At 69.7% G+C, this 15,022-nt stretch carries 16 protein-coding genes; 7 read left to right on the top strand and 9 right to left on the bottom strand.

The features are described from left to right. Positions 1-48: 48 nt before the first annotated feature. From OG747_RS00230 to OG747_RS00220, 3 genes are all read right to left on the bottom strand, one after another. Complete coding sequence (locus OG747_RS00230) at positions 49-240, bottom strand: hypothetical protein (RefSeq protein WP_405876598.1); 192 nt, start codon at positions 238-240, stop codon at positions 49-51. Between the two features lie 792 nt (positions 241-1,032). Then, on the bottom strand, positions 1,033-1,326 hold the full coding sequence (locus OG747_RS00225; protein ID WP_405876596.1) for a hypothetical protein: 294 nt from the start codon (positions 1,324-1,326) through the stop codon (positions 1,033-1,035). Between the two features lie 291 nt (positions 1,327-1,617). After that, positions 1,618-2,241, bottom strand: coding sequence for a hypothetical protein (locus OG747_RS00220; protein ID WP_405876594.1), 624 nt, complete (start codon positions 2,239-2,241; stop codon positions 1,618-1,620). A gap of 455 nt (positions 2,242-2,696) precedes the next feature. Between OG747_RS00220 and OG747_RS00215 the strand changes: the two genes are divergently transcribed. Next, positions 2,697-2,987 carry a hypothetical protein gene (locus OG747_RS00215; RefSeq protein ID WP_405876592.1) on the top strand — a complete coding sequence of 97 codons (291 nt, stop codon included), beginning with the start codon at positions 2,697-2,699 and terminating at the stop codon, positions 2,985-2,987. Between the two features lie 21 nt (positions 2,988-3,008). Here OG747_RS00215 and OG747_RS00210 read toward each other — a convergent pair whose 3' ends face one another. The 5 genes from OG747_RS00210 to OG747_RS00190 all read right to left on the bottom strand — a co-directional run bounded on the left by OG747_RS00210 (position 3,009) and on the right by OG747_RS00190 (position 6,020). Next, a complete protein-coding gene (locus OG747_RS00210; protein WP_405876590.1) occupies positions 3,009-3,200 on the bottom strand; it encodes a hypothetical protein in 192 nt (63 codons plus the stop codon). A gap of 153 nt (positions 3,201-3,353) precedes the next feature. Next, positions 3,354-3,827, bottom strand: coding sequence for a carboxymuconolactone decarboxylase family protein (locus OG747_RS00205; protein ID WP_405876588.1), 474 nt, complete (start codon positions 3,825-3,827; stop codon positions 3,354-3,356). A 287-nt stretch (positions 3,828-4,114) separates the two neighbouring features. Then, a complete protein-coding gene (locus OG747_RS00200) occupies positions 4,115-4,339 on the bottom strand; it encodes a hypothetical protein (RefSeq protein ID WP_405876586.1) in 225 nt (74 codons plus the stop codon). Further along, positions 4,336-4,965, bottom strand: coding sequence for an AAA family ATPase (locus tag OG747_RS00195; RefSeq protein ID WP_405885389.1), 630 nt, complete (start codon positions 4,963-4,965; stop codon positions 4,336-4,338). The genes OG747_RS00200 and OG747_RS00195 overlap by 4 nt, the downstream gene beginning before the upstream one ends. A gap of 416 nt (positions 4,966-5,381) precedes the next feature. Then, complete coding sequence (locus tag OG747_RS00190) at positions 5,382-6,020, bottom strand: TetR/AcrR family transcriptional regulator (protein WP_405876584.1); 639 nt, start codon at positions 6,018-6,020, stop codon at positions 5,382-5,384. A 72-nt stretch (positions 6,021-6,092) separates the two neighbouring features. On the opposite strand from OG747_RS00190, the gene OG747_RS00185 reads away from it, so the two are divergent. From OG747_RS00185 to OG747_RS00160, 6 genes are all read left to right on the top strand, one after another. After that, positions 6,093-6,806: a carboxymuconolactone decarboxylase family protein gene (locus OG747_RS00185; RefSeq protein ID WP_405876582.1), complete on the top strand. Its 714-nt coding sequence runs from the start codon at positions 6,093-6,095 to the stop codon at positions 6,804-6,806. Between the two features lie 306 nt (positions 6,807-7,112). Beyond that, positions 7,113-7,316, top strand: a complete 204-nt coding sequence (locus tag OG747_RS00180) for a cold-shock protein (protein ID WP_060899524.1) — start codon at positions 7,113-7,115, stop codon at positions 7,314-7,316. A gap of 158 nt (positions 7,317-7,474) precedes the next feature. After that, a complete protein-coding gene (locus OG747_RS00175) occupies positions 7,475-7,789 on the top strand; it encodes a helix-turn-helix domain-containing protein (protein WP_405876579.1) in 315 nt (104 codons plus the stop codon). Between the two features lie 804 nt (positions 7,790-8,593). Further along, positions 8,594-9,832 carry a PP2C family protein-serine/threonine phosphatase gene (locus tag OG747_RS00170; RefSeq protein WP_405876577.1) on the top strand — a complete coding sequence of 413 codons (1,239 nt, stop codon included), beginning with the start codon at positions 8,594-8,596 and terminating at the stop codon, positions 9,830-9,832. 178 nt (positions 9,833-10,010) lie between these two features. Further along, complete coding sequence (locus OG747_RS00165) at positions 10,011-10,634, top strand: histidine phosphatase family protein (protein ID WP_405876575.1); 624 nt, start codon at positions 10,011-10,013, stop codon at positions 10,632-10,634. A 1,223-nt stretch (positions 10,635-11,857) separates the two neighbouring features. Beyond that, positions 11,858-12,457, top strand: coding sequence for a DinB family protein (locus OG747_RS00160; RefSeq protein WP_405876573.1), 600 nt, complete (start codon positions 11,858-11,860; stop codon positions 12,455-12,457). A gap of 363 nt (positions 12,458-12,820) precedes the next feature. On the opposite strand, the gene OG747_RS00155 is transcribed toward OG747_RS00160, so the two are convergent. After that, positions 12,821-14,821 (bottom strand): zinc ribbon domain-containing protein, encoded by a 2,001-nt coding sequence (locus tag OG747_RS00155; protein WP_405876571.1) that lies wholly within the window; start codon positions 14,819-14,821, stop codon positions 12,821-12,823. Between the last annotated feature and the right edge of the window lie 201 nt (positions 14,822-15,022).

Here is a 15,022-nt window from a genome sequence, read left to right as displayed (position 1 = left end):
AGAGGGCCCGGGGAACGAAGGACCGCCGGTCACGAGTCGTTCCCCCCGCTAGTCCAGCATCGACGACGCGTCAACGCGTCCGGCGATCGTGGCCAGGGGAGAGCCGACCGGCACCGGTGCCGAACCGAACGCCTTCGTGAACACAGCGGCGCCCTGTTCGGTGAGGAGCGTGTCGAAGGGTCGCGCCTCGACGGCTCCGGCTGAGGCGGGTGTGGGCGGGCTGACAGTGACTTCGGCCATGTCGACGGTGAAGGTCGTTACCTCGATACTCCGGGGAGCTTCTCCGCCGGCGGCTGCCTGCGCTGCCACCCTGCGGTCTGCAAGCTCACCGTGCGCATGGGTGAGTTGGAGGATGCGGCTGTCCCCTGACCGGGTGAACGAGATCCCACCGTCCAAGGTCCAGGCACCGGATGAAAGATCGAGACTGATTTTGCCTCGCATCGGCCATCGCACACAGGGCGTCCGCCCGGACGTGTCCAGGGTCGCCGGAGCAACAGCCGACAGTGCGATTTCGGCCGCCGCGAACTCCTGTGCAGCGGCGGAAGACAGACACCACGTGACCTGGCCCCCGACGGGAACCTGAACGTCCGCGGCCACGGCAACGGACACGGCTGCGGCCAAAGACGACACGCAGGCCACGGCCGCGACAGACATAGCACGATGACGCATGGAGAGCCCTTCCTCGACAATCCAACATCATGATGTGTCGCCATCTATCCGTATCACCCGCATATGACTGTTACATGAAGAAACCACCCATGGGAGTGCACCGTGATCGTGGGTTCGAGACAACCCGCAGACACGCCGGCGAACGATCGCGGACCATGACCAAGTTCTGTCGAATCGTGGAGACCTTCCTGTGCAGCCGGCCCCTCGCTGAGGCCGGCGTCGAGTGTCGGAGAGGTCGGTGATCCAGGTCGCGATCCGGATGCGGGCCTCGGCACGGGGGTCGAAGGGCGCGCCGGGTGGACGTACTCGACCTTCAGGACGCTGTTGAACGCCTTGCTGACGGCGTTGATGCCCCTATGGATGTCAAGCGGCGTCTCGGGCCGGTCCTGTGCAGTCTGCCGCGGTGTTTGCGGGGACGACGAGCCGGTAGATCTCTCGTGCGACGTACCGTTTGAGGCAGCGGATGATCTCGCGTTTGGTCTTGCCCTCCGCGAGGCGTCGCCGCACGTAGTCCTGGGAACGGCCCTCCCAGCGCAGGCGGCTGAGGACGATCCGGTAGAGGGCGGCGTTGGCCTGGAGGTCGCCGCCTTGGTTGAGTCTGCGGCGCTGGGTCTTGCCCCCCTGCCCGTCTCGCTCTCCGTCAGGTCCCCGCACCACAACAGGTCGGGCTCTTCCGCGGTGAAGTCCCGCCGCACGAGATCCGGGACGGCCGGCCGCTTGCCCGGCCGCCTCAACCTGATCCAGATCTTCGGACCCGGGATACCCAGCTCGCCGGCGTGGTCTCGTGGATCCCCAGGTTCGTCGCGGCCTCCGCGGCCTCCGCGACCGACTCGGCACCGCCCCTGGCACGTACCGCTGCACGCCGGCTGGGCTCCGCACGCTGACGTTCAGGACCGGGCCGCCACCGGACCGCGGCCTGGTGGCGGTGCCAGGGACTCCTGCGGATGCTCAGCCGGCTACTGCCTCCTGCTGCGGCTCGGCCGCAGCAGGCTCCGAGGCTGCCGCCGCGGTGTAGAAGACCGACGAGCCCTGCTTGGTGCGCTGAGCATGGCTCTTGGCGACCAGCCCTTCGAGGGTGGTACGCACGACAGTGGTCTTCACAGTGCGGTCGGGGTGGGCCTGCGTGAGCGCGGCGGCGATCTCGGCAGCGGAACGCGGCTCGCTCTGCTGCTCCAGGTGGCCGCGGATCAGGTCGACGAGGGTTGGCTTGGCGGCTGTTGCGGACGCCTTCACGGATGAGACCTGGGCGGCGGGCTTCTTGGCTGCCGTCTTCTTCGCGCTCGTGGCGGCCGCCTTCTTCGGCTTGCTCTGCTTGGGTTCGGCGGAGGCCTGGTGAGGCACGGACGGCGCAGCTGTGGTGTCTGCCTCGGCGGCGGGGTTTGCACCGCCGAGCGCCTGCTGCATGGTCACCAGCACGGTGTGGTCGTGCTGCAGGGCGTGCAACTGCTCCTGCAGGGATTCGATGTCCTTACCGATACGTTCCTGTTCCTTGGCATTGCGCTCAAGGTCGCCGGTCACCTGGGCGATGTACTGCGACGTCAGTCCTGTGGCGTGGGCCTTGATTTCGGACATGGCATGGGCCTTTCTGCAGTCCGCGGGCACGGCGGTGAAAACAGGAGCCATGTGCGCGATCGGATGGAGGTAGGTGTCCCGTCCGAGCGACCGGATCACCCGCAGGACACAACTGCCACAGCTCGCAGCAGTCTAGAGATAGTACGCACGACGGGAACCGGACGTTTCTGTCGAGTGATGTCTCACCCTCCCCTGCAGTGAGCAGATGCGGGGCACCTCGCGCGGAGGCTGACGAGTGTGCTGTCACTGCCGAACCGCCATGCGACCCGCCCCGACCTGGAGAGACAGACGCCGGCCGACTTCGTTCGTATCCCGGATCCCGGCGGTAGTGCCAGGCAGTCAGCGAGCGCGAAGTCAGCAGCCGGTCGAGGAGTTTCTCGGTCTGGTGGGGTGAGTGGCTGCACAGGTGTGCGATCGTCTCCATGTCGGTACTGTCGGCCTCGCCCGGTGTGTAGGTGGCCGTCTACTCCGGTGCCGTCGCGGCCATGGGGGCCGCACAGCTCGCGCTGACGGTCGCGGTGTGGAAGCGCCCGTGGCTGGGCAGCGCGGCGCTGTCCGATCCCGTCGCGCGCAACGATGTGGCCGATCTGGCGTCGACGGTAGTGGTCTTCGCCGTCGCCGTGCCCCTCGCCTTCATCTCCCCGACCGGCGCGAAGCTGCGGTGGGCGGTACTGATCCCGGTCAAGTCGGTGACGGGCAAGCCGGCCAAGCGCCTGCGCGCGTCCGCCGAGCAGCTCGGCATCTAGGGCGCGTGTCGAATGTGCTGGTCACAGCCGCTCGTTGACGGCCGCGACGAGGACGGTCGCTTCGTAGCGGACGGCGAGCCTGTCGTACCTCGTGGCCACGGCCCGGTGCCTTTTGGGGCAGTTGATGCCGCACTCGACGGCGTGCCGCTCGCGGTGGTCAACCGGGTCGAACTTCGGCGGCCGGCACGGCGGTCGGCCGGGCTTCTTGCCCATGGGCAACGGCGGCCCCGGCGCCGCCCGTTGCTCGTCCGTCAGATCTCCATGCGCGGCGAGGGGCGGCGCGATTTCTTCGGGGTGTCCGAGGCCCGAAGGCCCGGGGCCGAGCCTGTGCGGCAGGCAGCCGGCCCCTGGGCCCTGTGCTCGCGATCAGCCGAACTGGCCCGGCTGGTAGTCACCGGCCGGCTGCTGGATGATGACGTTCATGCGGTTGTAAGCGTTGATCAGGGCGATGAGGGACACCAACGCGGCCAGCTGGTCCTCGTCATAGTGTTTGGCCGCGTTCGCCCAGGCCTCGTCCGTGACACCACCGGCCGCGTCGGCGATGCGCGTGCCCTGTTCCGTCAGTTCCAGGGCCGCCCGCTCGGCGTCGGTGAACACCTTGGCCTCACGCCAGGCCGCGATCAGGTTGAGACGTACCGAGGTCTCCCCGGCGTGCGTGGCGTCCTTGGTGTGCATGTCGGTGCAGAAGCCGCAGCCGTTGATCTGGCTGGCCCGGATCTTCACCAGCTCCTGCGTCGCGGCCGGCAGAGCGGAGTCCGCGACGACCTTGCCCGCCGAGTTGATGTACTTCGCGAACTTGGTCGCGACGGAGTTGCCGTAGAAGTTGAGACGGGCGTCCATGGTGATCTCCTCGCTGCGTTGACGGTTACACAGCATTGACGGAACCGCCCGACGGAATGTGACACGCCGGCGAGCCGGATGGATGTGACCTGCGCCTCTCCCGGCCCGCAGGGTGGTCCCGCCGGCCGGGCGTGAGCAGGAGCCGATCGCGGCGCGCCAGGCTCGACCTCGGCGCCACGGTCCCGCCTCGCGCGGAGCTGGTGACCTGAGTCAACGACTGGCTGCGACCAGCACATTCGATCCACGTCACCTGCCCGCACACCGCACCCCAGGCATGCGCCCCTGGCTTACGGGGTGCCTCTGAGGGGTCGCAGTACGGCGGCGCCGACGCGCATGAGCGCGGAGACAGGTGGTCCCACCCATCGGGTCAGTTCGCGCGGCAAGGCAGGGTCGAGTTCGATGGTTACCCGGACGTATCGGGTGTGCAGCTGAGTGACCTTGACGGGACGGGGTGCGGTGGCGTCCGGTCCGCGCTGCAATGCGGCTCGGTAGGTGTCCTTGCGCTGGTTCACGTCTTGTCCTGACGTTTGATGAGTTCGTCTGCGAGGTCCATGTACGCCGAGCCCTTGACCTCGACCGGGCTGCCGAACGACTGGGCGTACAAGTCGAGCCGCGGAATATGGGTGGACAGCACGTCGAAGCCCCGTTCGGTGAGAGCTTCGCGGGCGTCGGCATCGGGACCGGTGCGCGTGGCGTCGGGGCGGTTGGTGCGGTTCAGCAGGACAGCGGCGCGGGCCGGCCGGGCGCGCAGGGACTGGACGTCGCTCATCTCGCTGCCGATGGGTGCCATGCGATCCAGCTCGATGGGGGCCGGGGTCAGTGGCACGATCCACTCGCTCGCGTACCTCATGATGCTCCGGGCGATGTGGGCGTGGTCCTCCAACTGCGGGGCGTCGAACACCACGGCCTGCCGGTTGCCGAGGAAGTCGTTCACGCGCCGGTGCACGTCGCCCACCGGAAAGGCGATGACGGGAAACGGGAAGCCCCCCGCCAATTCGCTCCAACGCAGCGCGGAGGAGGCGGGGTCACTGTCCACCAGCAGCGGTGAGATGCCCGACTCGTGCAGTGCGTGAGCCAACCAGACTGCGCTCGTCGTCTTTCCCACTCCGGGTTTTAGATTCACAAAGGCATAGCTCATCGACACAGGAGTCAACGCTAATGGTCGCGAACGGCCGGCTGCCGTCGGCGCGGCACACACACGCCGCTCGTTCACCCCGCGGCGCCGGTGAATCATTCGTAGGGGCTAATGCGGAAGTCGCCCGGCCACGAAGGGGACCTTGCGTGACGGCGGGGATCGGCGCGAGGACCCAGTCCATGGGCACGTGGTCGCGGCGGGCGGTGACCAAGGCGTGCCGCCGCCGGCGGGTGACCGGTTCCCCGCCGGTCCACCGTGCGGCCGGGGCCGTGTCGAGGGGAAGGCCGGCCATGAAGCGGGCGATGTCGGCGTAGCAGGTGTCATCGCCCAAGCAGCCGGGCCCGGAGCCCGGAGCCCGGAGCCCGGCCTGGTGGGACCTGCTGCCGCGTGGTGCGGGGCACCACCGCCGCGCATCGCCCTCACTTCTTCGCGGGCGGGACACCGACCAGCTTCGTCAGGAACCGGTCGACCTGCTCGTCCAGTGGGGGCCACGGCAGCTCGGGCTGGTTGACGCGCAGCGACACCGCGCCGTGGACGGCCGTCCGCAGATCCAGGGAGACGGTCTCGGCGTCGCCCGGCGTCGCCAGCCCGGCGTCCATGCAGCGGCGGATCGCCGCGGTCGTGCGCTCGGCCATCTCCTCCTTGAAGGGCATGTCCGTACGCCGGTTGAGCGTGCTCTCGTGCAGCACCTTGTACAGCCCCGGGTGCTCGCGGGACCATGCGCCGAGCAGCGCCGTGCGGGCGCGCAGCGCGGCCACCGGGTCGGTGGCGCCCGACTCCGCCTCGTCCACCGCACGCAGCAGGTCCGCGTGGCAGCGCTCCAGCGCGGCCAGCACCAGCGCGTCGCGGTCGGCGAAGTGGATGTAGACGGACGTCGCGGCGATGCCCACCTCGCGGGCGACGGCGCGCAGCGACAGCGCCTGGTCGTCGGCGAGTTCGTCCAGCAGCCGCAGCGCCGCGTCGACGATCTCGGCGCGCAGCCGCTCGCCCTGGCCTCGCGGGTTGCGGCCGCGCGAGGTGGCCCGTGCGGCCTTTCGGGCCGGGGTGGTCGCATCCATGATCCGGCATTGTATGGGACGGCTCGTAGGGCTACAGTAGTAGCACTACAGCTGTTTATCTAGGGGGTTCCCATGACACTGCCGACCCGGAGCACGATCGACGAGCTGGACCCGGTGTTCGCGGAAATGGCTGCCGCGAGCTTCCGGCTCGCCGGGGCGGGCCCGGAGTTGACGCCACGTGAGCGCATCCTGCTCAGTCTCGTCGCCGACGTGTGCGAACAGGTCCTCGGAATGCCCTACGAGCTGCACGTGCGAGCCGCCCTGGACAACGGCATCGACGCCGACGACCTGCGCGAGCTGCTCCGCTTCATCTCCTACGACAGCGGATACCCCGCGGCGCTGGCAGCTCTGGAGCGGCTGGCCGAGATCGAGCGCGAGCACGGCCTGCCCGGACCGACCGGCCAGGGCCACGAGGTGAACGCGGACGGCACGGGCAGCCCGCTTCCCGCGGCGATGCGCGACCAGGTGCGCGCCCTCGACCCGGGCCTGGCCGACTACATGGACCTGCAATCGCGGATCCGCGCCGGCATGTCCCGCATCAGCGTCCGCGAGCGGGCGTTCGCCACGATGACGGTGGACGTCCTCTATCAGACCCTCCAGGAAAGCTTCCGCGCCCACGTCGGCCGCGCGCTGGGCGCGGGGGCGACGCCGGACGAGGTCCGCGCCGCCGTCCGCGTCACCGCGCCGTTCGGAATGACCCGGACCTGGCGCGCCTTGAACGTCCTCGACATGCTGCTCGCCGAGTGGGAAGAACGGGAGGGCAAGCGGACGGCCGGGGCCGCCTGACCGCCCGTCACCCGCACACGACCCCGTCCGGCGACGGGATGCCGCCGGCTGCCTGGCGCACCGGCGGCATCGCGTACGAGGGCGATGAGCGCGGATCGCCGCCGTCCACCCACGCCCACTCGTTCGGATCATGGCCGTTGCTCTCTGGTGGGGACCGGTTTCGCGGTGTAGCGTCGCTGGTAGATGTCGTGGTTCGCAGTACTTGCCCGCGCTCCGGCGTGGGCGCTTTGCTGTGCAGTGCGGGACCAGGGCGATCACCTCCGGGCCCGCGCGGTGCGGGTCCGATATCGACTGGAAGGCACCAGCATGGCCAGCGGAACCGTTAAGTGGTTCAACGCCGAAAAGGGCTTCGGCTTCATCTCCCAGGACGGCGGCGGGCCGGACGTCTTCGCGCACTACTCCAACATCAACGCCTCCGGCTTCCGTGAGCTGCAGGAAGGCCAGGCCGTCACGTTCGACGTCACCCAGGGCCAGAAGGGCCCGCAGGCGGAGAACATCACGCCCGCCTGACTCGCGGCCAGGACGTGCGCCAGGGCCCCGGAGCACACGCTTCGGGGCCCTGGCGCATCCCGCGACGCCAGGCCCGGCCAGATGCCCAGGGCCTTCCTGCCGTGGCGGTGCCGCGGTCGTGAGGTGCCCGTCGGGACACGCCGCTCCTTGGGCTGCTGGTGGGGCCGACCGGGTCGGGGAAGACCACGTACGCGAAGCGGCGGCTGGAGCCGACCGGCGCGGTGCGGCTGTCGGTGGACGAGCTGGTGCACGCCCGCCATGACTCGCAGCTGCTGGTCTCCGCCCGCACCTGGATGGAGCGCGACCGCCGTACCGAGGCGGCTGCGGCGGCGCTCCACATCCACCCCAACACCCTTGCCTACCGGCGGCGCCGCTTCGGCGCTCTCGCCGACCGTGATCCGACGTCGACGGGGGCCCTGGCGGAGGTCTGGCTGGCGATCCAGGCAGCGGGGGCGCTCGGCCTCACCGACTGAGCAGGTTCGTGGCAGGCCGGGGGAGGAGCCGGGGCGTGCCGGGGGATGTCACCCGGCGGGGGTCATGCCACCCGCACGATCGAGGATTTTGGGGACCAGGTGCTGCTGGCCGGTCCGCTCTTCGTATGCCGCTTCGCGCAGCTGCGCCGCCGGTGTCCTGCCGCGCCGCCGCCGAAGGCCGCTGCGGTCACTGTGGACGCCCGGTTGCAGGGGGAAGCCGCCCGGGGTCACCTGCGGCACACCCAAGCAGCCGAAAGGTGCGGACCGCCACGGGGTTTTGTCGGCACCGGCGGTTTCGATCCTGCGGACCGTGCGGAGGAAACGGTGTCAGGGCGTGGACGCGTGGTCCCGGTGGTCCGTCGGTCCGGTAGTGGCAGCTGCCCGGCGGGGGCTGCTGCCGGACGGTGTACTTGGCCTGCGGGCCGGCTCCCACCACGACCGCCCGCTCCGGGCCCCGCCCCGGCCCGTGCACCCGTAGCCGACGGCCCGTGGCCGCAGTCCCGCTCGCGGGCACGTCCGGCCCTCCCGCCGACGCAGGGGAACAACTCGTCAAGAACAGCGCCGCGGACAGCACGGACAGCACGGGAACAGCCACGGACAGCGCGAACAGCACGGACGACGCGGTACGGAGACAGTCACCGACTGGACCACGGCCCTCAGCGCCCTCGGTGCCGGCCGGCACGACGCGAGCGGGTCTTTCGGTGGTCCCGCCCGCGGGGCTCACGGCACGCTGGGGGCCGACTGGATTCATAGTGAGAAGACGGAGCATGAAGCCGTGCGGCTATGGGACGGTACGGGAGAACTGTGGCGCGAGCACCGATCGACTACGAGGGGCTGTTTGCCGCGACGCCCAGCCCGTATCTGGTGCTGGGCCCTGACCTGGTGATCGTCGCCGTCAATCAGGCGTATCTGACGGCGACCGGCTTCGGCCGGGAGGATCTGGTGGGCCGGTACCTGTTCGACGCGTTTCCCGACAACCCTGAGGACCCGCAGGCCGACGGGGTGCGGAATCTGGCTGCTTCTCTGCACTGGGTGCTGCGTTCGAAGGAACCGGACACCATGGCGGTGCAGAAGTACGACATCCCCGTCGTGGGCCGGCCAGGGGTGTTCGAGGAGCGGTGGTGGTCCCCGATCAACACTCCCGTCCCCGGGCCGGGCGGGCAGGTGGCGTGGATCATCCACCGGGTGGAGGACGTGACCGACTTCGTGCTCTCCCGCCCTTCGCGCCCGCGGCCGGGAAGGGTGCTCAGTGAGCGGGAGGCGACCGAGGCCGAGCTGTACGCGCGGGCCCGTGAGCTGCAGCGGCTGAACGAGGAACTGCGCCGGGCCCACGCCCGGGAACGCCAGGTGGCCGTCACTCTGCAGGAGGCCATGCTCCACTCGCCCGACCTGGCGCGGCACCCGGACATCGCCGTGCGCTATCTGCCCGCCGCCGGATCACTGAACGTGTGCGGCGACTGGTACGACGTGGCCGACCTGCCCGATGACGGCTTCTCGGTCGCGGTCGGCGATGTCGTCGGCCACGGCCTGGAGGCCGCCGCGGTCATGGGGATGCTCCGCAGCGCCCTGTCCGCCGTCGTCCGGGCTCTGCACGAGCCCGCCAGAGCACTGGAAGTCCTGGGCCTGTACGCCCGCTCGGTGGACGGTGCACTGGCCACCACCGTGGTGAAAGTCGTCATCGACACCCATGCCCACCGGATCACCTACAGCAGCGCGGGCCATCCCCCGCCGGTCCTGGTCCACCCCGACGGCACCTTCGACCTGCTCGACCAGGCCACCGACCCACCGCTGGGCGCCCGCCTCCACCACATGCCCCGACTGCAGGCCGAGCTGCTCTACGCCCCCGGCGACACCCTCGTGCTCTATACGGATGGCCTCATCGAACGACGCGGTGAGGACATCGATGCCGGCCTGCACCGTCTCACCGATGTCCTCACCCACCGCCGCCTGGCCCCCGAACCCCTCGCCGACACGGTCCTCGTGCACCTCGGCGTCAGCAGCGGCGGCCGCGATGACATCGCCCTGGTCATCGTGGCGCTGTAGACCACGAGCCGGAACCTGGGCATGCCCGGCTCCGGGCGTGATGCTCCCGATGGCTGACCGGAACATCGCCGACAGGACATGGCGCATGAGGCCTCCGTCGATGACGGAACCGCACGGCAGACATCAGCGTCCATCCGAGCGTCCGCAAGATCATGAACGCTGATGGAGGACCTCGCGCATGACGGGAACAGCCCCTCGCTACCTTTACCTCGCGCGGCACGGCGAGGCTTCACCGGATGAAAGCAAGCTGACGGACAACGGCCGCCGTCAGGCCTTACTGCTTGGTGAACGGCTTCAGCGCAGCCCTCTCTCAGCGGTCCACCACGGCCCACTTCCGCGAGCGGAGCAGACCGCACAGCTGATCTGCGACCAACTCGACGACGTTCCCTTGCAGTCCTCGGAACTGACCGGCGACTACATCCCCTACTTGCCACAGAGACAGGAGCTGCCGTCGGAGTCGGCCGATGCCATGCTCGGCCACCTGGCCCAGTTCCCGGCCGAGGAGCGCGAAAAAGGTCCGGAGCTGGCTCAAAGAGCACGCGCGCAGTTCACCGGACCAGTCGACGGTGACGAGCCTCGTCACGAGCTGATCGTCACCCACAACTTCCTCATCGGCTGGCTCGTCCGGGACGCCCTCGACGCGCCGAAGTGGCGCTGGATGGGACTGAACCACGCCAACGCCGCGCTGACCGTCATCCGATACGCACCCGGCCGGCCCGCTTCCGTCCTCTTCTACAACGACATGGCGCACCTTCCCACAGAGCTTCGCTGGACTGGCTTCCCGCCCGAACTGCATATCTGAGAGCAGCGAACGACCGACCGCCGCACAGGATGGAGGCGGTTCTCAGGCGGACATCTTTCAGCACCACGCTTGCCGGGGAGCGGCCCTGCACCGTCAAGGTCACCGTCACGTCGTCCACGGCAATACCGTCATTCTTCTGCGCCCAGGAATCGACACTCTCTCTAGGACGCGGAGGTTCAACACTTCGGCTGTTGCCCCGCACCAGAAAGGCACGGCAGTCAGGCTCGCCGTCCGGAGGGGTGAGCTGCACATCCAGTGTGAAGGGCAGCTCCTTGCCCTTGACGGCACGCTGCACACCGGACTTGACCATGTCGACAACCATGGTGGCGATGGCCGCAAGAAGAGCAGCAGAGAAAGCGGCCACCAGCGCTCTCCAATGGCGACGCCACCAGGGAGCGCCGGCCGACGCTCCCTGGCCCGGCTCGGAGGACGGGCTGCTGTCCATTCCCTCTCGCTTCCGCACTCCACCAGCGGCTCAGGGCCAGTCGGCTTCACCACGCGGCCCGGGACATACGCCACTGCACACAGGCTGCCTCGATGCCCGGCCCATTCTCTCCGGCGGCCCCAGGAGGGCCTGACAGGCGCGCGGGGGCCGCACTCGCGTGGTCCGCCCCGAGTGAATGAAGCGAGTCGCGGCGCGAGGAGGTCGGCCAGGCGGGCACACCCGGCGAGTGCCCGTACCGTCTGCCACCGCTCGCGCAGCGCCCGCACCAGCCAGCCGGCCACCTGGCCGACGACCGAGCCGACGGTGCCGGGCAGCAGCATCATCGGCGCGACGTCCGCGAGCGCGGACCGCGTCTGCTGCGGCAGGGCCTGCCCGAACCGGGCCGCGAGTCCACCGCGGTTCTCGGCGGGATGCAGCGGCCGGGCGGGGGTCTGGGCATCGCAGACACGTGCCGCACTCCTGCCGCGCCGCTACCGATTGCCGCCCTCTTCGTCATCGCGGGCGCGCGCGGAATCCGGCTGTGGTCCGACGGGATGCAAGGAGACGGCGACTGGCTTCGATGAGAGCGGACAACTTCGGGAGTCGTTTCGCAGCGGCAGGAAAGGTCAAGGTCAGTGACCTTTGATGGCACTCTCGCCCGGACGAGAGCCGAGGGAGCAGATCGGTTGCCGCCCGGGCATGCCTGAGAGCCAACTTGTCCCGGCGGGGCGCCACCGGTGTCGAGAGGCAAAGTCCCCGCAGAGCCCGGCTGTCAGTGCCGGATGCAAGACTGCCCGGCATGATCGAACCGAACCCGAAAGCGGACCTTCTCCACTACCTGCAAGCTGCTCGTGAAGCCCTGCTGTGGAAGCTCGAAGGGCTCTCGGAATACGACATCCGCCGCCCTCTGACGCCCACCGGTACCAACCTGTTGGGGCTGGTCAAGCACATCGCCGGCGTGGAGTTGGGGTACTTCGGCGACGCGTTCGGACGGCCGTTCTTCGACGAGGAGCCGCCGCCTTGGTGGTACACGCAGGACGCCGAACCCAACGCGGACATGTGGGCCACCGCGGACGAGTCACGCGAAGAGATCGTCGGGCTGTATCACCAGGCGTGGGAGCACTCGGACAGCACGTTCGCGACGCTGGCGCTCGACGCGATCGGTCACGTCCCGTGGTGGCCGCAGGAGCGACGGGAGACGACACTGCACCACGTCCTGGTGCGTGTGATTGCCGATACCCACCGGCACGCCGGCCACGCCGATATCGTGCGAGAGCTCATCGACGGGACTGTCGGGTGGGAGAAGGGGAAGGACAACATGCCACCGGGCGATCAGGCATGGTGGGAGGCCCACCGGCGGCGACTGGAGCGCGTGGCGCGGGAGGCCGGTAGCGGCTGATCCCGAGCCGGCCTGATCCGCGTCGATGGGCTGGGCCGCCTCGAACTCGACCGCCGCGGCGCGGAGATGCTCTTCCAGGTCCTGACCGAACGCCCGAGCTCGCCCATTGTGGCCTGTAGGGCACCGGCACCAGATTTCGATGGGCACCGGATCGAAGACGGGCGGGCTTCGGCATTTCGGCCGTGAGGGTGACGAGCGCGTCGACCTCCGGCCGCCGGTGCCCGGAGTTCGGACGGGCCATGAAGAGGACGTCGTCGAAGACGGATCCAAGGCCGCAGGTGCCCCCACGACCCAGCACCAGGACGGTGAGCCGCACCGGCAGCGGATCTGCGCGACGGGGGTCGTCGGGAATAGCGTCTCTGATTAGCTAAGCGATCCTATGCCGGACGTGGTGTCTGGCATGGGTTCTGCCCACCGTGGAGGGGTGGCGTGGGCGTGCAGGTGGAATCCTGCGCCCTGTGCTGCTCCTCGTGGCTGGTGCCGGTTGGTGGGTGTGCTGATCGTTGTCACGCCCTGGTGCCGGTGGGCTGCGCGGGGCAGCCGGGTCCGGTCCGTGTGAGCGTGTCCCTCCGGACGCTTGCCCGCCGGACCCTGGGGGCCGGTGGGGGAGGGTGTCCGGCGTCGCCTGGGCGTCGGACGTGTGGTGCGGTGCCGGGTGGGTCCGGTTTTGGACCGGTCCCGGCTGGTCTTCGGCGCGGGCGGGGTGATGACCGCGCCCGCTTCGAGTCGGTCGATCACCGACCGGATCGTCATGGCCCCGCTGGCGTGGTCGGTCACGGTCGTGGCCTGGTGGGTGAGGCCGCGTGCGGCGATGCGCCGCCAGGCGCCTTGGTCGCGGTCGCCCTGCCAGCCGCAGGAGCCACACCGGGCCCATTTCCAGCCCGGTGTGGTGGGCCGGTCGGGGGCCTTGCGGTGTTGCAGCGGAACCAGGCACTGCGGGCAGCACCTGGAGGTGCCCCGGGCCGGGACGGTGACGACGGCGATGCCGGCCTCGGCGGCCAGGTGCCGCATCCGCTCCATGATCCGGCCGCGCACGGCTTGGGACATGCGGGTGTTGTGGGTGCGGCCCATGCCGCGGGCTTCCATCGAGCGGAGGTCTTCGACGTAGATGACGCTCGCCCCGGCGGTGATGGCCTGGTCGACGGCCCAGCGGGCCCCAGCCCACGCCAGGGCGTCGTTGAGGTTCGACCGACGGTCGGAGACGTGCCGGATCTCGTCGCCCAGGACCGCGTGCCTGCCGGTCAGGTGGTGGTGTCCGGTCCCGCCGGTAAGCCGCTGGTAGTGGTCGGCCTTGGTGTGCAGGTGCTCGGACAGGCGGCGCAGCCGGTGCTGTTTCGCAAGGACCCCGGCCGCGCGGAACATGCCACCGGCTCCGAGGGCGGTGATGGTGCCGTCGTCGTGGAGCCGGGCAGCCCCGGCGGACAGCAGGGTGTTCAGACCCCAGTCCACCCCCAGCGCCACCGCATGCCCGCTCCGCCGCGTCTTCGGGACAGCGTGGGTGTAGGCGAGATCGGCCCGCACCCTGCCCCGGTCGATGCGTAAAGTGGGCAGATGCACCACCGCGTTCGCGGGGATCGTCGGCGGCAGCACAATCGGGCAGGCCACCCACGCCCAGTCTCCATAGGACCGCGGATCAGGGCGGGTGGGCAGTTGCACGCGCAGCAGGGCGCGGCCCGGATCGTCGGCGCGTTCAAGAGTGGCCTGCTGCCCGTCACAGGCGGACAACAACAGCATCCGCGCGATCCGGGGCGCGGCCTCCGCCTCGAACACATCGACCGGCATCCGGCCGTGCTTCTTCCCGAACGCGGCGATCTGCCGGGTACGGGAGTTGATGACACTGGACGGCACAGACCGCCCGCCGGGCACCGCCGCACGCACCGCGTCCCACTCCTGCGCGGTGCGCCTGGCCTGGTCGGCGGGCCAGGTCGCGAGCACACCAGAGGTCAGGTCGGCGCGCCACTTCGCCGAGCGCAGCGTCCGCCCTACCGTCTCCTGCGCCATCCGCACGATCCGGTCATTGACACGGATGCCCTCGGCCGGGCCGACGGTCCAGCCCAGGCGGCGCAGCGCCATCCACGCGTTCGACGGCAGTGCGCGGCCTCCCGCGTCCTCACCGCAGGCCAGCACGTCCACATCGGCGGTGTTCCAGTGGTCGGTCAACAGTGCGGCGACCATGCCGGACACCAGATCAGCAGCCCACCCCACCCGCTCCACCAGCACACCAGAGAGCAGGACTTCACCCGTCTTCTCCTCCACGCCCGTACGCAGCAGGCCCCGGGCGCAGGCGGTGCGGGCCGTCTCCCCGGCGGCGAGCGGCAGCTTCCGGCCCACCACCGCCTCCCTCCCCGCCCATGATGCTGTCATCCGATCAACGACAACCCCTCGAAAAGGTCACGCAATCGATCCTCGCACTGACACACGACACCAGCACCGGACGCACGGCCTGACCCCAGGAGATGACGAATTACTATGGATGCCTAAGGAAAGGCGTGAGCCTGGAGAAGAGCGGCACCGGGACGGGACGGACCCCCCGATGCATTCCCTTCGCCGTGGGGGGCGCGAAAC

Source organism: Streptomyces sp. NBC_01384, assembly GCF_045040035.1.
Taxonomy (GTDB): Bacteria; Actinomycetota; Actinomycetes; order Streptomycetales; family Streptomycetaceae; genus Streptomyces.
Note: the sequence above shows the minus strand (reverse complement) of the source record. Positions and strands in the feature narration are given on the sequence as shown.

What these genes read in the sequence shown, in the direction of transcription:
- OG747_RS00205 (WP_405876588.1), bottom strand. Translation starts at nt 3,827, where the DNA reads ATGGACGCCCGTCTCAACTTCTACGGCAACTCCGTCGCGACCAAGTTC.
- OG747_RS00220 (WP_405876594.1), bottom strand. Translation starts at nt 2,241, where the DNA reads ATGTCCGAAATCAAGGCCCACGCCACAGGACTGACGTCGCAGTACATC.
- OG747_RS00155 (WP_405876571.1), bottom strand. Translation starts at nt 14,821, where the DNA reads ATGACAGCATCATGGGCGGGGAGGGAGGCGGTGGTGGGCCGGAAGCTG.
- OG747_RS00230 (WP_405876598.1), bottom strand. Translation starts at nt 240, where the DNA reads ATGGCCGAAGTCACTGTCAGCCCGCCCACACCCGCCTCAGCCGGAGCC.
- OG747_RS00185 (WP_405876582.1), top strand. Translation starts at nt 6,093, where the DNA reads ATGACACTGCCGACCCGGAGCACGATCGACGAGCTGGACCCGGTGTTC.
- OG747_RS00180 (WP_060899524.1), top strand. Translation starts at nt 7,113, where the DNA reads ATGGCCAGCGGAACCGTTAAGTGGTTCAACGCCGAAAAGGGCTTCGGC.
- OG747_RS00165 (WP_405876575.1), top strand. Translation starts at nt 10,011, where the DNA reads ATGACGGGAACAGCCCCTCGCTACCTTTACCTCGCGCGGCACGGCGAG.
- OG747_RS00160 (WP_405876573.1), top strand. Translation starts at nt 11,858, where the DNA reads ATGATCGAACCGAACCCGAAAGCGGACCTTCTCCACTACCTGCAAGCT.
- OG747_RS00210 (WP_405876590.1), bottom strand. Translation starts at nt 3,200, where the DNA reads ATGGGCAAGAAGCCCGGCCGACCGCCGTGCCGGCCGCCGAAGTTCGAC.
- OG747_RS00190 (WP_405876584.1), bottom strand. Translation starts at nt 6,020, where the DNA reads ATGGATGCGACCACCCCGGCCCGAAAGGCCGCACGGGCCACCTCGCGC.
- OG747_RS00195 (WP_405885389.1), bottom strand. Translation starts at nt 4,965, where the DNA reads ATGAGCTATGCCTTTGTGAATCTAAAACCCGGAGTGGGAAAGACGACG.